At 68.4% G+C, this 19693-nt stretch carries 12 protein-coding genes; 8 read left to right on the plus strand and 4 right to left on the minus strand.

From position 1 onward, the window contains the following. The first annotated feature begins 313 nt into the window (after nt 1–313). Nucleotides 314–3028, plus strand: a complete 2715-nt coding sequence (acnA, locus tag KK483_RS28360; RefSeq protein WP_313879487.1) for an aconitate hydratase AcnA — start codon at nt 314–316, stop codon at nt 3026–3028. Nucleotides 3029–3269: 241 nt separating this feature from the next. Here acnA and KK483_RS28365 read toward each other — a convergent pair whose 3' ends face one another. The 4 genes from KK483_RS28365 to KK483_RS28380 form a co-directional block, all read right to left on the minus strand. Then, entirely contained in the window at nt 3270–4652 is a 1383-nt protein-coding gene (locus KK483_RS28365) for an acyl-CoA thioester hydrolase/BAAT C-terminal domain-containing protein (RefSeq protein WP_262008051.1), read from the minus strand. A 164-nt stretch (nt 4653–4816) separates the two neighbouring features. Continuing rightward, nucleotides 4817–5449: a DUF4328 domain-containing protein gene (locus KK483_RS28370; protein ID WP_262008052.1), complete on the minus strand. Its 633-nt coding sequence runs from the start codon at nt 5447–5449 to the stop codon at nt 4817–4819. A 53-nt stretch (nt 5450–5502) separates the two neighbouring features. After that, nucleotides 5503–5844, minus strand: coding sequence for a VOC family protein (locus KK483_RS28375; protein WP_262008053.1), 342 nt, complete (start codon nt 5842–5844; stop codon nt 5503–5505). 173 nt (nt 5845–6017) lie between these two features. Further along, on the minus strand, nt 6018–9845 hold the full coding sequence (locus KK483_RS28380; RefSeq protein ID WP_262008054.1) for a GH92 family glycosyl hydrolase: 3828 nt from the start codon (nt 9843–9845) through the stop codon (nt 6018–6020). An 832-nt stretch (nt 9846–10677) separates the two neighbouring features. On the opposite strand from KK483_RS28380, the gene ngcE reads away from it, so the two are divergent. The 7 genes from ngcE to KK483_RS28415 all read left to right on the plus strand — a co-directional run bounded on the left by ngcE (nt 10678) and on the right by KK483_RS28415 (nt 19610). Beyond that, a complete protein-coding gene (gene ngcE, locus KK483_RS28385; protein WP_262008055.1) occupies nt 10678–12081 on the plus strand; it encodes an N-acetylglucosamine/diacetylchitobiose ABC transporter substrate-binding protein in 1404 nt (467 codons plus the stop codon). Nucleotides 12082–12088: 7 nt separating this feature from the next. After that, nucleotides 12089–13144, plus strand: a complete 1056-nt coding sequence (locus KK483_RS28390) for a carbohydrate ABC transporter permease (RefSeq protein ID WP_262008056.1) — start codon at nt 12089–12091, stop codon at nt 13142–13144. Then, entirely contained in the window at nt 13141–14013 is an 873-nt protein-coding gene (locus tag KK483_RS28395; RefSeq protein ID WP_262008057.1) for a carbohydrate ABC transporter permease, read from the plus strand. The genes KK483_RS28390 and KK483_RS28395 overlap by 4 nt, the downstream gene beginning before the upstream one ends. Before the next feature lie 924 nt (nt 14014–14937). Beyond that, the gene (locus tag KK483_RS28400; protein ID WP_262008058.1) at nt 14938–16137 is read left to right on the plus strand and encodes an ROK family transcriptional regulator; all 1200 of its coding nucleotides are present in this window, start codon (nt 14938–14940) and stop codon (nt 16135–16137) included. 120 nt (nt 16138–16257) lie between these two features. After that, on the plus strand, nt 16258–17370 hold the full coding sequence (locus tag KK483_RS28405) for a sugar ABC transporter substrate-binding protein (protein WP_262008059.1): 1113 nt from the start codon (nt 16258–16260) through the stop codon (nt 17368–17370). Nucleotides 17371–17532: 162 nt separating this feature from the next. Next, nucleotides 17533–18321 (plus strand): ATP-binding cassette domain-containing protein, encoded by a 789-nt coding sequence (locus KK483_RS28410; RefSeq protein WP_262008060.1) that lies wholly within the window; start codon nt 17533–17535, stop codon nt 18319–18321. Next, complete coding sequence (locus KK483_RS28415; protein WP_262008061.1) at nt 18318–19610, plus strand: sugar ABC transporter permease; 1293 nt, start codon at nt 18318–18320, stop codon at nt 19608–19610. The genes KK483_RS28410 and KK483_RS28415 overlap by 4 nt, the downstream gene beginning before the upstream one ends. Nucleotides 19611–19693: the final 83 nt, after the last annotated feature.

Below are 19693 nucleotides of genomic sequence, written 5' to 3' on the forward strand. Positions count from 1 at the left end.
AGTCCACTGGGGTGAACCATCCGGGTGATACCTCTGTGTTGATGGTCCATCATTAGGCCAACTAGGGCAAACCGGACAGTGGTGGCGCGGGGGGGGGGGGCTTGTGCGGGGAGGGGCGTCCGGGCATGACCGAACGGCGGTCATGTACTAGAGTTATCTCGACATCGAGATATCTGCTAGAAGGCGAACCGCACCGCCTTCCGCCGCACCCTCCACTAAGGGTGACCTAACTAAGCCTTACCTTAGCGGATCCCGGGAAAGGCGCGGGCGGCAGGATGCGGTCAGTACGCGCACATTGATGAAGGAGACTGTCGTGTCGGCGAACAGCTTCGACGCCCGCGCCACGCTGCGCGTGGGCGACGAGTCGTACGAGATCTTCCGGCTGGACAAGGTCGAGGGCGCCGCGCGCCTCCCTTACAGCCTCAAGGTCCTGCTGGAGAACCTGCTCCGCACCGAGGACGGCGCGAACATCACCGCCGACCACATCCGGGCCCTCGGCGGCTGGGACTCCCAGGCGCAGCCCAACCAGGAGATCCAGTTCACGCCGGCCCGCGTGATCATGCAGGACTTCACCGGCGTGCCCTGTGTCGTGGACCTCGCCACGATGCGCGAGGCCGTCAAGGAGCTCGGCGGCGACCCGGCCAAGATCAACCCGCTGGCCCCCGCCGAGCTGGTCATCGACCACTCCGTCATCGCGGACAAGTTCGGCACCCCGGACTCCTTCGCGCAGAACGTGGAGCTGGAGTACGGCCGCAACAAGGAGCGCTACCAGTTCCTGCGCTGGGGCCAGACCGCCTTCGACGAGTTCAAGGTCGTCCCGCCCGGCACCGGCATCGTCCACCAGGTGAACATCGAGCACCTGGCGCGCACGGTCATGGTCCGGGGCGGCCAGGCGTACCCGGACACCCTCGTCGGCACCGACTCGCACACCACCATGGTCAACGGCCTGGGCGTGCTCGGCTGGGGCGTCGGCGGCATCGAGGCCGAGGCCGCGATGCTCGGCCAGCCGGTCTCGATGCTCATCCCGCGCGTCGTCGGCTTCAAGCTCACCGGTGAGCTGCAGCCCGGCACCACCGCCACCGACCTGGTGCTCACGATCACCGAGATGCTGCGCAAGCACGGCGTCGTCGGCAAGTTCGTCGAGTTCTACGGCGAGGGCGTCGCCGCCACCTCGCTCGCCAACCGCGCCACCATCGGCAACATGTCGCCGGAGTTCGGCTCCACCGCCGCGATCTTCCCGATCGACGACGAGACCCTGAACTACCTCAAGCTCACCGGCCGCAGCGGGCAGCAGGTCGCGCTCGTCGAGGCGTACGCCAAGGAGCAGGGCCTCTGGCTCGACCCGGCCGCCGAGCCCGACTTCTCCGAGAAGCTGGAGCTCGACCTCTCCACGGTCGTCCCCTCCATCGCCGGCCCGAAGCGCCCGCAGGACCGCATCGTGCTCGCCAACGCCGCCCAGCAGTTCACCCAGGACGTGCGCAACTACGTCGAGGACGACGACGAGGCGGGCAAGGAGTCCTTCCCGGCCTCCGACGCCCCGGCCGCGTCCAACGGCGTGCCGACCCGCCCGACCACCGTCACGGCCCCCGACGGCACGTCGTACGAGATCGACCACGGCGCCGTCACCGTCGCCGCGATCACCTCCTGCACCAACACCTCGAACCCGTACGTCATGGTCGCCGCGGCGCTGGTGGCCAAGAAGGCCGTCGAGAAGGGCCTGACCCGCAAGCCGTGGGTCAAGACCACCCTCGCCCCGGGCTCCAAGGTCGTCACCGACTACTTCGACAAGGCGGGCCTGACCCCCTACCTCGACAAGGTCGGCTTCAACCTCGTCGGCTACGGCTGCACCACCTGCATCGGCAACTCCGGCCCGCTGCCGGAGGAGGTCTCCAAGGCCGTCAACGAGCACGACCTGGCCGTGACCTCGGTGCTCTCCGGCAACCGCAACTTCGAGGGCCGGATCAACCCCGACGTCAAGATGAACTACCTGGCGTCCCCGCCGCTGGTCGTCGCGTACGCCCTCGCGGGCTCCATGAAGGTGGACATCACCCGCGAGGCGCTCGGCACCGACCAGGACGGCAAGCCGGTCTTCCTGAAGGACATCTGGCCCTCCGAGGCCGAGGTCAACGACGTCGTCGCCAACGCCATCGGCGAGGACATGTTCAACAAGTCCTACCAGGACGTCTTCGCGGGCGACGCCCAGTGGCAGGCGCTGCCGATCCCGACCGGCAACACCTTCGAGTGGGACCCGCAGTCGACCTACGTCCGCAAGCCCCCGTACTTCGAGGGCATGACGATGGAGACCACCCCGGTCACCGACATCGCCGGTGCCCGGGTGCTGGCCAAGCTGGGCGACTCGGTCACCACCGACCACATCTCCCCGGCCGGTGCGATCAAGGCCGACACCCCGGCCGGCAAGTACCTCACCGAGCACGGTGTGGAGCGCCGCGACTTCAACTCCTACGGCTCGCGCCGAGGCAACCACGAGGTCATGATCCGCGGCACGTTCGCCAACATCCGCCTGCGCAACCAGATCGCGCCGGGCACCGAGGGCGGCTTCACCCGCGACTTCACGCAGGCGGACGCACCGGTCTCGTTCATCTACGACGCCTCGCGCAACTACATCGAGCAGGGCATCCCGCTGGTCGTCCTGGCCGGCAAGGAGTACGGCTCCGGCTCGTCCCGCGACTGGGCCGCCAAGGGCACCGCGCTGCTCGGCGTCAAGGCCGTCATCGCCGAGTCGTACGAGCGCATCCACCGCTCGAACCTCATCGGCATGGGCGTCCTGCCGCTCCAGTTCCCCGAGGGCGCCTCGGCCGAGTCCCTCGGTCTGACCGGCGAGGAGACCTTCTCCATCGCCGGCGTCACCGAGCTGAACGAGGGCACCACGCCGCGCACGGTCAAGGTCACCACCGACGGCGGTGTGGAGTTCGACGCGGTCGTCCGTATCGACACCCCCGGCGAGGCGGACTACTACCGCAACGGCGGCATCATGCAGTACGTGCTGCGGAGCCTGATCCGCAAGTAAGCACGCACCGGCACGCACCATCGATGGCCGCGTCCCCTCGGGGGCGCGGCCATCGCGCGTCCGGCGATGCTCAGCCGCAGCGCGCCTGCGACGGACGCGTCATCGGCGCGTAACGGCATCCGGATCGCCCCGACCACGCCGTGCCCCAGCCCGTGCCCCAGCCCGCGCCGCAGCACGCGCCGTGCCCCAGCCCGCGCGTGCCCCAGCCCGCGCCGTGCTCCGCAGCCCGCGCCGCTCGCGGTCAGACGGCCTCCGGCTCGGCAGCCGGTCGGGCGGTCTGCGCGCTGGTGGCCCGGCTCTCGGCCCCCGGCCGGGTGCCCGACGCAGCGGTCTCCGGCTCCCCGCGGTGGAGATGGCGCTCCAGGAAGCGCGTCATCGCCTCCCAGGTCTCGCGCTGCGCAAGGGCGTTGGCCTGCGGCGTGCCGCCCCCGACCAGGGCGCGGGTGCCCTCGGTCGTGGTCGGGATCAACGGCGGGCGCAGGAAGTGGCCGGCGCCCGGATGGATCAGGAGTACGTCGTCCACGGGCAGCGTCCGGCGCCGGCCGACGAGCGCGCGGGCCATGGCCCCGGCCGGCCACACGGCGTCCGCACCGCCCGCCACGGCCATCAGCGGTGCCTCGATCCGCTCCACCGGGATGAGCGCGTTCCGCACGGCGCCGGCGTCCCTCAGCCCGGCGGCGTACGCGGACCTCAGCCGCAGCGCCGCGGAACGGGTGTGGCCGCCGGGCAGCCGCCGCAGCAGGGCGCGCCCCGCCACCTGAGGCAGCAGCAGGCCGCCCCGTACCGGCACACAGGGCAGCGCGGCGCCGCCGTACGTCCACGCCGAGGTCTTCGGCGGCAGGCCGCCCGAGTCGAGCGCCTGCCACACGACATGCGTCGGCGAGAGAGCCACCACCGCCCGGACCGGGACCCGCGCGTGGGCGAGCGCCGCCAGTGCCCCGCCCGTCCCCGCCGAGTACGCGACGACGCCGACGCGCCGCTCCTGCGCCAGCGCGCCGACGACCCGTACGAAAGGCTCCAGCGGGACGTCCTTCAGCGTCCGGGGCTGCCCGTCGCCGCCCGCGTATCCGAGCACCACCGTGGTGAAGCCGCAGCGGGACGCCAACAGCGCGGCGGCCGGGGTGACCGCCTCGACACCGGTCGAGCCGGGCACCAGCACCACCACCGGCCGGGACCCGGAACGCAGCGCGGGCGGCGCGAACTCGACGACCCGCAGGCCCTCCTCGTACGTCTCCGTCCGCGCGATCCGCCGGGCCCTCCAGCGGCGCAGCACCGTCCGCCGCACCTGGCGGGCCGGATCGGCGGCGCAGCGCACGGTCCACGTCAGCTGGGAGTCCGGGGCCGAGAAGGCGACCGGCGGCCGGTCGCGCCGCACGCACGTCATCGACCACCACGGCCCCGACGGATCCACACCCGTGTACGAGCCCGCGAGCGGTGCGCATGTCGCGGTGCCGGCGACGCCGTCGGCGTCCGCACGATAGCGGTTGACGGACCGCCAGGCCGTCCCGGCGGCGTCGGTCACATCGATCCGCACCGTCACCTGCTCATGCGGCCCGAGCCCCTGGACGACGAGCTCCGGGACCTCGTCGACGAGCGCCTCGCCGGGCTTGATGATCAGCTCCACGCTTCGGAACGTATGCCGGGCGGCCTGGGCGGGCGACCGGGCGCTCGCGTTCGGGTGAGCCGCGGCCGGGCGCGCGTACGCCCTGCGCCGATGGCGTGCCGCCGGCCGACCCGGCCGATCCGGCGCATGCCCGCGGGGCCCCCGCCACCGTCTGCCTGGCCGTATCAGCTCCCACCCCGGAGGCGCGCTCTCTGCATCGACGCAAGCCGCCGCACCACGCCGATGCACAGCGCTCCTGCGGCGACATACAGCGCGGCCCCGGTCATCTCTGCCGACCCCGGGCCCTGGGAGGGGGAGGGATAGGCGACAAGCTGGGCCGCCACGAAGAGCAGCCACCACGACGTCAGCAGCCCACTGGTGCGCCGCGGGCGGTCGGGTGGAGAGCTGGCGGCCCAGATGTCATTGATGATCCGCTTGGGCAGGAAGAAGCAGACGATCGGAATCAGCCACGCGCCGGTGGTCCAGCCGCGTTTCATCCGGTGTCCGCCGGGCGCCAGCGCCTCCGCGTTGACCCGCATCTGCCAGAGCCAGCGCAGGAAGACGATTCCGGTCAGCAGGAAGGCGAGCAGCCTCAGGCCGGTGAGGTTGCCGACCCACATCCCACTCTCGAACGCGGCGTACGAGCCCTCGGTTGCGAGATGCAGGCGCACCTGAGCGACGAGCAACGCGGCGTTCGCCAGTACGCAGATCCCGAGCGCGGCCACGACCACGGTGGTCAGCGCCTTCGGTACGAAGAGCGGCTCGTGCCGGGTCGACGGCAGGGGCGAGGACCGGGCAAGGACGTCATCGTGGCTCACAGGGCCGAAAACTACTGCTGAGCTCGGCATTCAGTCCAGCTTGTGTTGCGGCGTCAGATCGGACCGCCGCCGAACCCGATCTCGTTTCCGTCCGGGTCGTGGTACGTCACCTTGCGCACGCCGTTCGCGTAGGTCTCGCGATTCGAGGGCGTGAGGCCCCGGTCGGTGATCCCGGCGACACGTGTGTCGAGGTCGTCGACGAAGACGGTGTGCAGGGCGTGGCCGCCGTGCCCGGGCCGGTGCTCGATGTACAGGTAGCGATGCTCCGCGAGCTGCCACACGGCCTCCCTGTCGTTCGGGGAGAACGCCGGGGGAGAACCGAGCAGTCGTTCGTACCAGGCCAGCGCCGCTGCGTAGTCGTTGACGGGGATGCCTGCGAAGAGGTCGACGGCCATGAGGCCATGGTAGGTCCGGCGACGACGGCGACGGGCCCTCGCGGCGACAGCCTGAAGCGGCCCACGACACCGGCATGACACCGGCACGACACCGGCACAAGCGCCCCCCCGCACGCCGAGGGCCGCACCCCCCCCCGCCGGGGAATGCGGCCCTCGGTTCGTCCGGTGCGGCGCTACGCGATCAGTTCGATCTCCGCGAGTGCCGTCTGCGCACCTCCGACCGGGACCAGCCGGTACTTCTCGTACGCGCCCGGCCGCGCGACCGTGAAGACGCGGGTCTGCTTGTCCCAGGCGAACGACTCACCCGAGCGCTTGTCCACGGCGGTCCAGGTCGCACCGTCCCGTGAACCCTGGAGGATCCAGCCCGCGGGGGCCTTGTCCTTCGTCGAGGACGTCAGCGTGTACTGGACCGCGCGGGTGCCCGGCGCGACGGGCAGTTCGACGGCCGCCGCCAGCGCCGCCTCCGTGCCGGAGGTGTTGTCGAAGAGCTCGCCGGCGCCGCTGATCACGTCCTGGCGGGGCGCCGGCACCTTGTCGTCCTCGGTGACGGAGACCGGCGCCGCGTCCTTGCCGGTGCCCCACGACGACGGCTCGGAGCCCATGGCGAACTCCAGCGTGCCGCCGCGGGCGAGGAGCGAGTGCGGCAGTGCGGTGGAGTTCCAGGACTTGCCGTTGACCTTCAGGCCCTGGACGTAGATGTTGCGCGTGCTGTTCTTCGGCGCCTTGACCACCAGCGTGCGGCCGTTCTCCAGATGCACCGTCGCCTTGGTGAAGAGCGGCGAACCGACCGCGTACTCCCCGCTTCCCATCACCAGCGGGTAGAAGCCGAGCGCCGAGAAGAGGAACCAGGCGGACTGCTCGCCGTTGTCCTCGTCGCCGTGGTAGCCCTGCCCGATCTCACTGCCCGTGTAGAGGCGGGAGAGCACTTCGCGCACCTTCTCCTGCGTCTTCCAGGGCTGCGAGGCCGCGTTGTACATGTATGTCACATGGTGGGCGACCTGGTTGGAGTGGCCGTACATGCCCATCCGGACGTCCCGGGCCTCGGTCATCTCGTGGATGACGCTGCCGTACGAGCCGACGAACTCGGGAGACGCCGTCTCCGGAGTGGAGAAGTAGGTGTCCAGCTTCTCGCCCAGGTCCGCCCGGCCGCCGTACAGGTTCGCCAGACCCCGGCTGTCCTGGGGCGCGGTGAAGGCGTAGCCCCAGCCGTTGGTCTCGGTGTAGTCGTACCCCCAGATCCTGGGGTCGTACTGGTCCGAGGGGACCCGCCAGTCGCCCTTCAGGTCCCGGCCCTGGAAGAAGCCGGCCTTGGAGTCGAAGAGCTTGACGTAGCCCTGCGCCCGGTTGAGGAAGTACGCCGACTCCTCCTTGTAGCGGTCCTTCTTCGTCTTGGCGTGGAGGGCGTCGGCCATCTTCGACAGGCCGTAGTCGTTGAGGTAGCCCTCCAGCGACCAGGACAGGCCCTCGTGGGTCTCCGTCGAGGCGTAGCCGAGGAACGGCGAGGTCTCCATGCCCTTGCGGCCCACGCCCTTGCTCGGCGGCGCGACGGTCGCGTTCTTGAGCGCCGCCTCGTAGGCGGCCTCGGCGTCGAAGCCCCGTACGCCCTTGACGTAGGCGTCGGCGAAGGCGACGTCGGACGAGGTGCCGGTCATCAGGTCGGCGTAGCCGGGCGACGACCAGCGGGAGATCCAGCCGCCGTCCTTGTACTGCTGGACGAAGCCGTCGACGAGCTCGCCCGCCTTCTTCGGGGTGAGGAAGGAGTACGCCGGCCAGGTCGTCCGATAGGTGTCCCAGAAGCCGTTGTTGACGTACACCCTGCCGTCGACGATCTTCGCGCCGGTGTGGGTGGGGGTGTCGGGGCCGGTCTGCGGGGAGAACGGGCTCGCGTACCTGTCCTTGCCGTCGACCTTCTCGAAGCCCGAGTTCGGGTAGAGGTACAGCCGGTAGAGCGAGGAGTAGAGGGTCACCAGCTGGTCGTGGGTGGCGCCCTCGACCTCGACCCGGCCGAGGACGTCGTCCCACGCGTCCTGCGCCCGGTCCCGCACCGTGCCGAAGCGCGCCGACTCCGGGATCTCGTCGGCCAGGTTCTTCTTCGCCTGGTCGACGCTGATCAGCGACGTCGCTATGCGCAGCGTGACGGCGCGGTCCGCACCCGCGTCGAAGCGCAGATGGCCCTTGACGCCCTCGGCGGCGGAGTCGGTGACGGGCGCGTCGAAGACGCCGTACACGAACAGGCGTGTGGCGCCCGTGGACAGCCCGCTCTTGACGTCGGAGTAGCCGGTGAAGGAGCTGGTGCCCGGGTCGAGGGTGAGCCCGGCCTGGTCGGTGACGTTGTCGAAGACCACCGAGGCGTTCTCGCCCGGATACGTGAACCGCATGATCGCGGCGTGGTCCGCCGGGGCGATTTCCGTCTTCAGCCCGTTCTCGAAGGTCACCCCGTAGTAGTGCGGGCGCGCCGTCTCGTTCTCGTGGCGGAAGGGCAGCGCCCGGGCGGTCCGCGCCGTGTCGGGTGTGCCCTCGGCGGCCGACGGCATCAGCTGGAAGGTCTGCCGGTCGCCCATCCAGGGGCTCGGCTCATGGCTGGCGCTGAACGCCTGCACGGTCGGCAGATTGTCCGCGTTGTTGGCGCGCGCGTACTCGTAGAGCCAGCTCAGGGAGCCCGCGTTGGTGACCGGCGTCCAGAAGTTGAAGCCGTGTGGGACGGCGGTCGCGGGGAAGGTGTTGCCGCGCGAGAACGAGCCGCTGGAGTTGGTGCCGCGCACGGTCGACGCGTAGTCGGACAGATGCGCGAGGCGCTTCTCCGGGGCCTTCGGGGCGATCCGGACGTCGTCGATCCAGCCCTGGAACTTGGCCGGGCCCTTGGGGGAGTCGTACGCCACGAGGATCCGGTCCACCGTCTTCCCGGCCGCGACCGAGCCGATCCGGGAGGCGACCTGGTTCCACTGGTTGACGTAGAGCCGCTTGGCGGCGCCCTGGCCCTGAGGCGTCAACAGGCCGCCGTGCGAGTCCTCCGCCCGGAGGTCGCTCAGATAGGTTCCGTCGGTGAACGCGAGGTCGACGGCCACGTTCGTGGCCGGGTAGTTCAGGTCCGTCTCGGGCAGCGAGGGGAAGACCCGGTACGAGAGCTCCGTGTCGGCCCGCACCGCCGTGTCGACGTCGAAGACCTTGTTGTACGAGTAGGCGCGGCCGTCCGGTTTGTGGGTGCCCGCGTACTTCAGGGCGCGGGTACCGGTGAAGCCGGCGTTGGACTTCGCGGTGGGGGAGCCGGCAGGTCCCCGGTCGACCTGGCTGCGCATGTCGTCCGGCGGCGGGGCACCGGTGTCGCCGTCGGAGAACTGCACATCGGCCAGCTGGGTGGCGTCACCGGCACCGTTGTTGGCGGTGATCTCCAGCCGGTAGTGGGCGTACGCGGCGGCGTTCGCGGCGTCGATGCCGTACGTCTTCGTCTGGAAGCGCTTGTCGAAGGTCTCGCCCGCGCGGGTGTCGAGGGTCTTCCAGTCCGTGCCGTCGGAGGAGCCCTCGAGCGTCCAGTCCCTGGGGTCGCGGATGTCGAAGTCGTTCGCCGACGTCAGGGCGTAGGTGACGACCTTGACCGGGGCGTCCATGTCGAATTCGAGCCAGGCCGTCTTCTCGAACGCCAGCCACTTCGTGGACGGCTGGAGGTCGACCAGGTTCTCCTTGACCTCACCCGCCCCCGCGTACTCGGAACTGGCGCGCAGTTCGATCACCTTGTCGGTGACATTTCCTGGTATTCCGGTGGCAAAACCACCGTCGACGCCGGATGATCGCTTTTCTCCGTCAAGGCCCGTTTCGACGGTGTTGCGCCAATCGGGCTGGACTTCGTCCGCTTCGAACGAGGTGGAGAACACCGATGCCGGGGCCGCGGGTTGGGCGGGATGCGCGACGGCGGCCGATTGTCCCGTCACCACCAACAGGGAAGCGGCCGCCACCAGGGCGGCCGTGCGGGTGTATCTGTTCCGAGGGTTGGGTCTGGGCTGCATGCCGAGCCTTTCCTCCCGCCGAAGCGATCAGGGACAACGTTGTCAGGTCAGAGGCAGGCTCCAGTAGGGATCCAAGCGGCTCATGGTGTCAAGGGTGTTGACGGGGTGGCAGGGGCGGATTCAGTCGTTTCGATCAGTTTTCATCCAGGAGAATCCGCCCGGACGTGATCTCATGCCCCGGAGGTCTCAACTCGGGAAAGACTGACACCTAAACTTGCTTTCGATCTTGCCCCCTTGGCCGCAAGTGGACTATACCTATCGCGTCCGACGGCGTACGGAGCGCTGGACGACCTCGGGGGCGGAAATCGGTCCGTGCGGCCGACGTCATCCCGGGTGAGCCACCCAGAAAGATTCAGTACCAACTGATCGCGGTAATCGGCACCTTCGCCGAAGGCGAGCGAAGACGGGGACCCGGTTCCGCCCGAGTCCTGTGGAGAGTGAGGACTTGAGTATGGAATCCACCCTCGACGTAGGCCGTCGCGATCTGATCAAGCGGAGCACGACTGTCGCTCTGGCCGCGGCCCCGGTGACCGCTTTTCCGAATTCGTGTGCATCGAGTGGCGGCGGTGAAGGGGCGCCGGCGCTGTCTCGTCGATCGCGGCGGGATGCGTCGCTCAGCTGATCGCCATCGGTGTCGCTGAGCGGCTCCGAAGCGACGGCGAAACGCCCCGATGGACATCTCCGCCAACATTCGAGGCGAAGACTCACACAAGGACGCGCTCAAAGAGAAGTGCGGCAAGCGCATGGCCAACCTGGCCTGACAGCCTGACAGCCTGACAGCCAGACACGCAGCAAACCCATGAAGATCCAAACGATCGGTAAGGATGCAGAGATGACCTCTCGTACCGGCTCTCTTGATAGGCGGACGCTCCTGCGCGGGGCGATCGCAACGGCAGCCATGGGTTCGCTTGCGGTTGCGTGTGGCTCTCCCTCTGGCAACGGTGGTGGCGGCGGCCCGAAGGGCAAGACGAGCTCCACCAACCCGTTCGGCGTCGCCGAAGGCTCCAAGGTCGAAGCGGCCATCTTCGACGGCGGCTACGGCGTCGACTATGTCGAATACGCCAACAAGGTCATGGGGAAGCAGGTCAAGGGTGTCACGGTCGCGGTCAAGCCGGTCGTCGACATCGCCCCGGAGCTCCAGCCCCGGTTCGTCGGCGGCAACCCGCCGGACCTCATCGACAACTCCGGTGAGGACCAGATCGGCTTCCTCGGCATCCTCAACCAGCTCGAGCCACTGGATGACGTCCTCGAGGCCAACAACTACGAAGGCACGAAGATCGCCGACACGATCTACGCCGGCGTGAGGGAGCCTGGGACGTTCAACGGCAAGTTCGTCGCGCTCAACTACGTGATGACGGTGTACGGCGTCTGGTACTCGAAGACGCTGTTCGAGGCGAACGGCTGGACCGCGCCGAAGACCTGGGCCGAAGCGTACGAGCTGGGCAAGAAGGCGAAGGCGAAGGGCAAGTACCTCTTCGTCCACGGCAAGGAGGCCGCGACCTACTACCAGACGCTGGCGATCGAGTCGGCGATCAAGGAGGGTGGCGACGAGGTTCGGCTCGCTCTCGAGAAGCTGGAGGCGGACTCCTGGTCGCACCCGGCCGTCCAGGGCGTCCTCACGATCATGGAGAAGATGGTCAAGGAGGGCATGTTCGTCCCCGGCGGCTCCGGCACCCAGTTCCAGAAGGCGCAGGCTGCCTGGAGCAACGACCAGAAGGCGCTCCTCTACCCGACCGGTGGCTGGATCGAGAACGAGATGAAGGACGCCACCAAGGCCGACTTCCAGATGACCGGCATCCCGTCCATGACGCTCACCGGCAGCTCGAAACTTCCCTACGAGGCGGTTCACGCTGCCGCGGGCGAGCCTTTCATCGTTCCCAAGCAGGGCAAGAACGCGGCCGGCGGCAAAGAGGTGCTGCGGGCGATGCTGTCCAAGGAGGCGGCTGCCAACTTCTCCAAGACGAAGCTGGCCCCGACGATCATCAAGGGCACCGTGCCCGCCGACGGCTACGGATCGTCGGCGCTGGTCTCGCAGTCGCAGATGCTCGAGGCCGCGGGCGAGAACATCTTCACCTGGAACTTCGTCGGCGCCTACGGGATGAACACCGACCAGCTGGTGCCGTGGAACTCGTTCCTTGCCGGTGACCTTGACGCCAAGGGCCTGACCTCGGCTCTGCAGAAGATCTCCGACAAGGTCAGGGAAGACGACTCCATCGAAAAGCTCGAGGTCAGCTAGCACCGCTATGAGTGACACGATCACCAAACCCGAAGCCGCGAGCCGCCGGCCGACGCCGGCCGCTCGCGGCGGGCGGCCCCGACGCCGCAAGCTCACCTTCGACCGGGTGACGTTCTTCCTCGCGTTCCTCGGTATCCCGTTGGCCGTCTTCGTGACCTTCGTCCTGATCCCGTTCGTCCAGGCGATCTACTGGGCGATGACCGACTGGCGCGGCTTCAGCCCGGACTACAACTTCGTCGGGCTGGACAACTTCACCAAGATGTTCCAGGACGACATCTTCCTGAAGGCGCTGCGCAATGTCGCATTGCTGGCGGCCGTCGTGCCGTTGGTGACGTTGACCCTCGCCCTCGGGGTCGCGGTGGCCATCACCCTGGGCGGGCCCAGCAAGGGCCCCGTCCGGGGGATCCGGGGCGCTTCGTTCTATCGAATCATCTCGTTCTTCCCCTACGTCGTGCCGGCGATCATCGTCGGCCTGATCTGGGCGCAGATGTTCGACCCGAACGCCGGCCTGGTCAACGGCTTCCTCACCAAGGTCGGGTTGGACCAGTTCGAGGCGTTCGCCTGGCTGGGCGAAAGCGCGACCGCGATGCCGTCCCTGATGTTCGTCTTCGTCTGGGGGCTCGTCGGCTTCTACGCGGTGCTCTTCATCGCCGCGATCAAGGGAGTTCCCGCCGAACTGTACGAGGCGGCCAGGATCGACGGGGCCGGTCGGTTCCGGACAACGATCTCGATCACCCTGCCGGCGATCCGTGACAGTGTGCAGACGGCGTACATCTACCTGGGCATCGCCGCGCTGGACGCGTTCGTCTTCGTACAGGCGCTGCTGCCGAACGGTGGGCCGGACAACTCGACCCTCACGATCAGCCAGCGGCTGTTCAATGTCGCCTTCCGGCAGCAGCAGTTCGGATACGCCACCGCGATGGGGGTCGTCCTCGCCGTTGTCACCCTGGTGTTCGCGGCGCTGGTCTTCACCGTCAGTCGCCTGACCGGCGGTGGCGAGGACAAAGAGAATGCGCGTGGGTTCAAGGCTCGGCGTGCTGGAGCCAAGGGAGGTGCTCAGTGAGCGCCGTAGCCGCCGACCGGAGGCTGGTGAGGGCCTCCGCAAGCAGCGACCGGAGGTTTGCGACGATCTCGCACGCCTTGCTGACTGTGTGGGCCGTGATCGTGATCGTGCCCATGCTGTGGGTGCTGATGTCGTCGTTCAAGTCGACCGGTGAAATCCTGTCGTCGCCGTTCTCGCTTCCGGATCACTGGAGGGTCGAGAACTACGCGAACGCGTGGACCGACGCGAACATCGGGAAGTACTTCCTGAATTCGGTGATCGTCGTTGTCTGTGCGCTGTTCCTGGTGATGTTGTTGGGCGCGATGTGCGCCTACATCCTCGCCCGGTTCGAGTTCCCCGGACGTCGGCTGATCTACTACGTGATGCTGGCCGGGTTGACCTTCCCCGTCTTCCTGGCGATCGTGCCGCTGTTCTTCCAGCTGCAGAACCTCGGGTTGCTGAACACGCGTCTGGGACTGATCCTCACCTACGTCGCGTTCGCGCTGCCGTTCACGATGTTCTTCCTCTATGCGTTCTTCCGGTCACTGCCGCATGACGTCTACGAGGCCGCGTTGATCGACGGTGCGGGTGACTGGCGGGCGTTCTTCCAGGTGATGTTGCCGATGGCGCGTCCGGGCATGGCCGCGGTGGCGATCTTCAACTTCCTGGGGTTGTGGAACCAGTTCCTGCTGCCCGTGGCGCTCAACACCGACCAGGACAAGTGGGTCCTGACCCAGGGGATGGCCGCCTACGCGTCCTCGCAGGTCTACGACATCGACTATGGCGCGCTGTTCGCGGCGATCGTGGTCACGGTCGTGCCGGTACTGATCGTGTACGTCGTGTTCCAACGCCGGATCGCCGGTTCGGTGTCGCAGGGCACCTTCCGCTGACCCTGCCGTCTGACTACCTGCCGAGGTCAACAATTGTTGACCTCGGCAGGTAGTCTCGCTTCATGGTGCGTGCGGGGGCCGCACCTCGGCGAATACCGCCGTCGCGTCGTCATGTGCCTTGCCCCGAGCGAAGGCCGCGCTCTCCGGATCCCTCGTCTCCGCCGCCCTCGCCTGGTGGATCAAGGCGGGTCTTCACAGTCGAGCGATGCGAACTCCTGGCGCTGCTGTGACCTGTGTCGATGAAGGCGGCGATCCCGGGCCACTACCGGTCGGCTGTGGTCGCGAGCTGCCGGACCTCGGGGGATGCCGGAGTCCGTGCACCAGGTGAGGAACTTCCAGCGGGCCTGTTCCGATGCGGTGGCGGTCTGCTCCCGTGCGGGCCAGGGCCAGGGCCAACGGGTTGCGCAGGTTCTCCTTGTCGATCCACGCGGTCAGCAGGGTCCGGCCGATCGTCCCCTCGCCCAGCAGGGCGTTCCACATGCGTGCGAACTGGTCGTCGGTGCGGCCCTCGACCTGGCCGAGCAGGCCGCGCCGGTGCCGATGGCGTCGACGAAGCCGGTCTGCCACCGCTCGCGCGTCAGCAGCCACGTGCCGGCGGCGCCGATGCCTTCGTCCTGTGCATACACGGCGGTACGCGGCAGGCGCCGCGTCGACCGGGCACGATCATCCCTGGCCGGGCCAACTTCGTGAGCACAGCGTGGACGAACCGCACAGTGCGAAACTCGAGACACCGAGTAGACATCACGTAAGCGAGGCGAAAATCGGGACGTATTGGTCACAGTCTCATCAAGGTCTTGACGCCGGTAACCGTGTCCACCGAGCCTAGACTTCACTAATTGTAGACAGTTCGGGGACACATCGCCGTGCCCCGGAAGACGGGCGCGGCCGTCGCGCCGTCCCGTCGAGGTGGGAGTGTGTGAGTCGATGGAGACTCCGGGGTCGCAGACATCTCTGCATCGGGCCAATCTCGAGCGGGTCGTACGTGCTGTGCGCATGGCCGGTTCGCTCACCCAGGCCGAGATCGCGAGGTCCACCGGGCTGTCCGCCGCCACCGTCTCCAATATCGTTCGCGAACTGAAGGACGGCGGGACCGTCGATGTCACGCCCACCTCGGCCGGTGGCCGCCGGGCCCGCAGCGTCTCGCTCAGCGGGGACGCCGGGATCGTCGTCGGCGTCGACTTCGGCCACACCCATCTGCGGGTCGCGATCGGCAACCTCGCCCACCAGGTGCTCGCCGAGGAGTCCGAGCCGCTCGACGTGGACGCGTCGGCGGCCGAGGGCTTCGGCCGGGCGGAGCAGCTGGTCAAGCGGCTGATCGAGACGACCGGGATCGGCCAGGACAAGGTGATCGGCGTCGGGCTCGGCGTACCGGGCCCGATCGATCTGGAGTCCGGCACGCTGGGCTCCACGGCGATCCTGCCGGGCTGGAGCGGGATCAACCCCGCCGACGAGCTCTCCCGCCGGCTCGGCGTGCCCGTGTACGTGGACAACGACGCCAACCTGGGCGCGCTGGGCGAGCTGGTCTGGGGGAGCGGGCGCGGGGTCCGGGACCTCGCGTACATCAAGGTCGCCGGCGGTGTCGGCGCCGGTCTGGTGATCCAGGGCCAGATCTACCGGGGCCCGGGCGGCACGGCCGGTGAGATCGGACACATCACGCTGGACGAGTCGGGGCCCGTCTGCCGCTGCGGAAACCGCGGCTGCCTGGAGACCTTCGCGGCCGCCCCGTACGTGCTGCCGCTGCTGAGGCCGAGCCACGGCCCGGATCTGACCATGGAGCGCGTCGTGCAGCTGGCGCGCGAGGGCGACCCGGGCTGCCGCCGGGTGGTCGCCGACGTCGGACGCCACATCGGCAGCGGTGTGGCCAACCTGTGCAATCTGCTCAATCCCAGCCGGGTGGTGCTGGGCGGAAATCTGGCCGAGGCGGGAGAATTGGTCCTCGCGCCGATCCGCGACTCGGTCTCCCGGTATGCGATTCCCAGCGCGGCACGCCAGCTCTCCGTCCTTCCGGGGGCGCTGGGCGGACGGGCCGAAGTGCTGGGCGCGCTGGCCCTCGTACTCAGCGAAATGGGCGATTCGACACTTCTGGACAGCTCGGTCCCGGCCGGGGCGCCTGCCTTCACTTAGATAACGAATGGCACCGTTGTCATCTCGTTAAGGATTTACTCCTTGACGCTGGCGTTGCGGCCGAGTTGACTTCCAGCCACCTCGGCCGCAACGACGCGGCCTCGTCAGGGAGGTTTCTGAATGAACACGCAGATGCGTCGTGCCGCCGTGGCCGTGGCCGCCACCGCGATGGCTGTGTCGCTCGCCGCCTGTGGCAGCGCCAAGGAGTCCGGCGAGAACGGGTCCGAGAGCGGCGCCGCCAAGGGCGACGACATCACCATCGGTCTCCTTCTTCCCGAGAACCAGACCGCGCGTTACGAGAAGTTCGACAAGCCGCTCATCGAGAAGAAGATCAGCGAGCTCACGAACGGCAAGGCCAAGGTCGTCTACGCCAACGCCAAGCAGGACGCGACCCTGCAGACGCAGCAGGTCGACACCATGATCACCAACAAGGTCGACGCGCTGATCGTGGACGCGGTCGACTCCAAGGCGATCGCGGGCGGCGTGAAGAAGGCCAAGGAGGCGGGCATCCCCGTCGTCGCCTTCGACCGCCTCGCCGAGGGCCCGATCGACGCCTACACCTCCTTCGACAACGAAGAGGTCGGCCGCGTCCAGGGCAAGTCGCTCCTGGAGGCCCTGGGCGCCAAGGCCAAGGACGGCCAGGTCGTGATGATGAACGGCTCGGTCACCGACCCGAACGCCAAGCTCTTCAAGAGCGGTGCCCACTCCGAGCTCGACGGCAAGGTGAACGTCGGCAAGGAGTACGACACCAAGGAGTGGAAGCCGGAGAACGCCAACGCCAACATGGAGGCGGCGATCTCGGCCCTGGGCAAGGACAAGATCATCGGCGTCTACTCCGCCAACGACGGCATGGCGGGCGGCATCATCACCGCCCTGAAGGCCGCCGGCTTCGCCAAGCTCCCGCCGGTCACCGGCCAGGACGCCGAGCTCGCGGGTGTGCAGCGGATCATCGCCGGTGAGCAGTACTCCAGCGTCTACAAGCCGTACGCGCCGGAGGCCGCCGCCGCCGCCGAGATGGCCGTCGCGCTCGCCAAGGGCGAGAAGCTCGGCTCCATCGAGACGTCCCGCGTCGACAGCCCGACCACCAAGGGCATCCCGTCCGTGCTCGTCCCGGTCGTCGCGCTGACCAAGGACAACATCCAGGACACCGTCATCAAGGACGGCGTCTACACGGCCGCCGAGATCTGCACCCCGAAGTACAAGGCCGCCTGCGACGCGCTCGGCCTGAAGTAGGCCCCGCGTCCCGCGAGGGACGGCGCCTCCCCTGAAGCCTGTCCGGTGCCCCCGCCCCATCCAGCCCCCGCTATCGGGGCGGGGCGCCGGACAGAAACGCTTCTCCCCTTTTTGTTCCACTTGTTCTTATGCTGTATCCCCGCCGGTCAGGCGGCGAAGGAGATGGTTCACGTGTCCGCTACGCCCGTGCTGGCGTTGCGCGGGGTCTCCAAGCGGTTCGGTGCCGTTCAGGCGCTCACCGACGTAGAGCTCGAGATCCACGCCGGTGAGGTGGTCGCCCTCGTCGGCGACAACGGCGCCGGAAAGTCCACGCTGGTCAAGACGATCGCCGGCGTGCACCCCATCGATGAAGGCGTCATCGAGTGGGAAGGCAAGGCCGTATCGATCAGCAGGCCGCACGACGCCCAGAACCTGGGCATCGCGACGGTCTACCAGGACCTCGCACTGTGCGACAACATCGACGTCGTCGGCAACCTCTACCTCGGTCGTGAGCTCCGCAAGCGCGGGATACTCGACGAGGTCGAGATGGAGCGCCGCTCCCGCGAGCTCCTGAGCACGCTGTCGATCCGCATCCCCAGCGTCCGTATCCCGATCGCCTCGCTCTCCGGCGGGCAGCGGCAGACCGTGGCCATCGCCCGTTCGATGCTCGGCGAGCCCAAGCTCGTCATCCTCGACGAGCCCACCGCCGCCCTCGGCGTCGAGCAGACCGCACAGGTGCTCGACCTCGTGGAGCGGCTGCGCGAGCGCGGCCACGCGGTCATCCTCATCAGCCACAACATGGCCGATGTGAAGGCCGTCGCCGACAAGGTGGCGGTGCTCCGGCTCGGCCGGAACAACGGCGTCTTCGACGTCAAGTCCACCTCTCAGGAAGAGATCATCTCCGCCATCACCGGCGCCACCGACAACGCGGTGACCCGGCGCGCGGCGCGCACCTCGGAGGCGCAGAAGTGAGCACCGAAAAGACCTCCGCCCCCGTGGGCGCGCACGAGGTGGTGAACCCGGAGGCCGCCCATGACGCGGTCACCGCGGTCGACCCCCGGCTGCTGGTGCGCGAGCAGGGCCTCGCCGGCTACGTGTCGGAGTTCAAGCGCAAGATGCACGCCGGTGACCTCGGCTCGATGCCGGTCGTCGTCGGCCTGATCCTGATCTGCGTGATCTTCCAGAGCCTGAACTCGAACTTCCTCTCCGCGGAGAACCTCAGCAACATCGCCGTCACGATGGTCGGCACCGGCATGATGGCCGTCGGCATCATCTTCGTGCTGCTGCTCGGCGAGATCGATCTGTCGGTCGGCGCGGTGAGCGGTGTCTCCGGCGCGATCGTCGCCGTGCTGAGCGTCACCCAAGGCATGAACGAGTGGCTCGCCCTCCTCGCCGCAGTCGCGGGTGGTGCGCTGATCGGTACCGTCCACGGCTTCTTCTTCGCCAGGATCGGTGCGCCGGCCTTCGCCGTCACCCTCGCGGGACTGCTCTTCTGGCAGGGCTTCATGCTCCAGCTCCTCGGTGACCAGGGCACCATCAACCTGGACAGCGAGGGCGTGGTCGCGAAGCTGACCACGTACTTCTTCGCGGACGTGGCGGCCGCCTACGGCCTCGCCGCGATCGCGGTGGCTGCCTTCTTCCTGTCGGCGTTCTTCGACAGCCGTCGCCGTGAGGCCGCTGGAATCCCGTCGCGGCCGCTCGCGGACATCCTGCTCCGTACGGCCCTGCTCGCCGTCGTCGCCTTCGGCGCCGCATACATGTTCAACCAGTACAAGGGCCTGCCGCTCGCGCTGGTGCTGTTCCTGGCGGTCCTGGTGATCACGGACTTCGTACTGCGGCGCACCGCGTACGGCCGGAAGATCTTCGCTCTCGGCGGCAGCGTCGAGGCCGCTCGGCGCGCCGGTATCAATGTCACCGCGGTCCGGATCTCGGTCTTCGCCATCGCCGGCACCTTCGCCGCCATCGGCGGTCTCTTCTGGGCCTCGAAGATCGCGGCGGCCAACCAGAGTGCCGGTGCAGGTGAGCTCCTGATGAACGTCATCGCGGCGGCCGTCATCGGCGGCACCAGCCTCTTCGGCGGCCGGGGCCGCACCTGGAACGCGCTGCTCGGCGTCATGGTGATCGTCTCGATCCAGTACGGACTCGCGCTGGAGGGCATCGCCACGCCGATCCAGTTCATGATCACGGGTGGTGTGCTCCTCGCCACCGTCGTGATCGACTCCGTCACCCGCAAGACGCAGAAGACCGCGGGCCGCGCCTGACCTCCCGCAGCTTCCCGCACGCAGTGCCCGGCGCCGGAACCGGCGCCGGGCACTGCTGTGTCCGACCGGCGGCCCGTCGTCGA

This window comes from Streptomyces sp. FIT100 (genome assembly GCF_024584805.1).
GTDB lineage: Bacteria > Actinomycetota > Actinomycetes > Streptomycetales > Streptomycetaceae > Streptomyces.

What these genes read in the sequence shown, in the direction of transcription:
- KK483_RS28400 (WP_262008058.1), top strand. Translation starts at nt 14,938, where the DNA reads ATGGAGACTCCGGGGTCGCAGACATCTCTGCATCGGGCCAATCTCGAG.
- KK483_RS28380 (WP_262008054.1), bottom strand. Translation starts at nt 9,845, where the DNA reads ATGCAGCCCAGACCCAACCCTCGGAACAGATACACCCGCACGGCCGCC.
- ngcE (WP_262008055.1), top strand. Translation starts at nt 10,678, where the DNA reads ATGACCTCTCGTACCGGCTCTCTTGATAGGCGGACGCTCCTGCGCGGG.
- KK483_RS28405 (WP_262008059.1), top strand. Translation starts at nt 16,258, where the DNA reads ATGAACACGCAGATGCGTCGTGCCGCCGTGGCCGTGGCCGCCACCGCG.
- KK483_RS28375 (WP_262008053.1), bottom strand. Translation starts at nt 5,844, where the DNA reads ATGGCCGTCGACCTCTTCGCAGGCATCCCCGTCAACGACTACGCAGCG.
- KK483_RS28390 (WP_262008056.1), top strand. Translation starts at nt 12,089, where the DNA reads ATGAGTGACACGATCACCAAACCCGAAGCCGCGAGCCGCCGGCCGACG.
- KK483_RS28410 (WP_262008060.1), top strand. Translation starts at nt 17,533, where the DNA reads ATGGTTCACGTGTCCGCTACGCCCGTGCTGGCGTTGCGCGGGGTCTCC.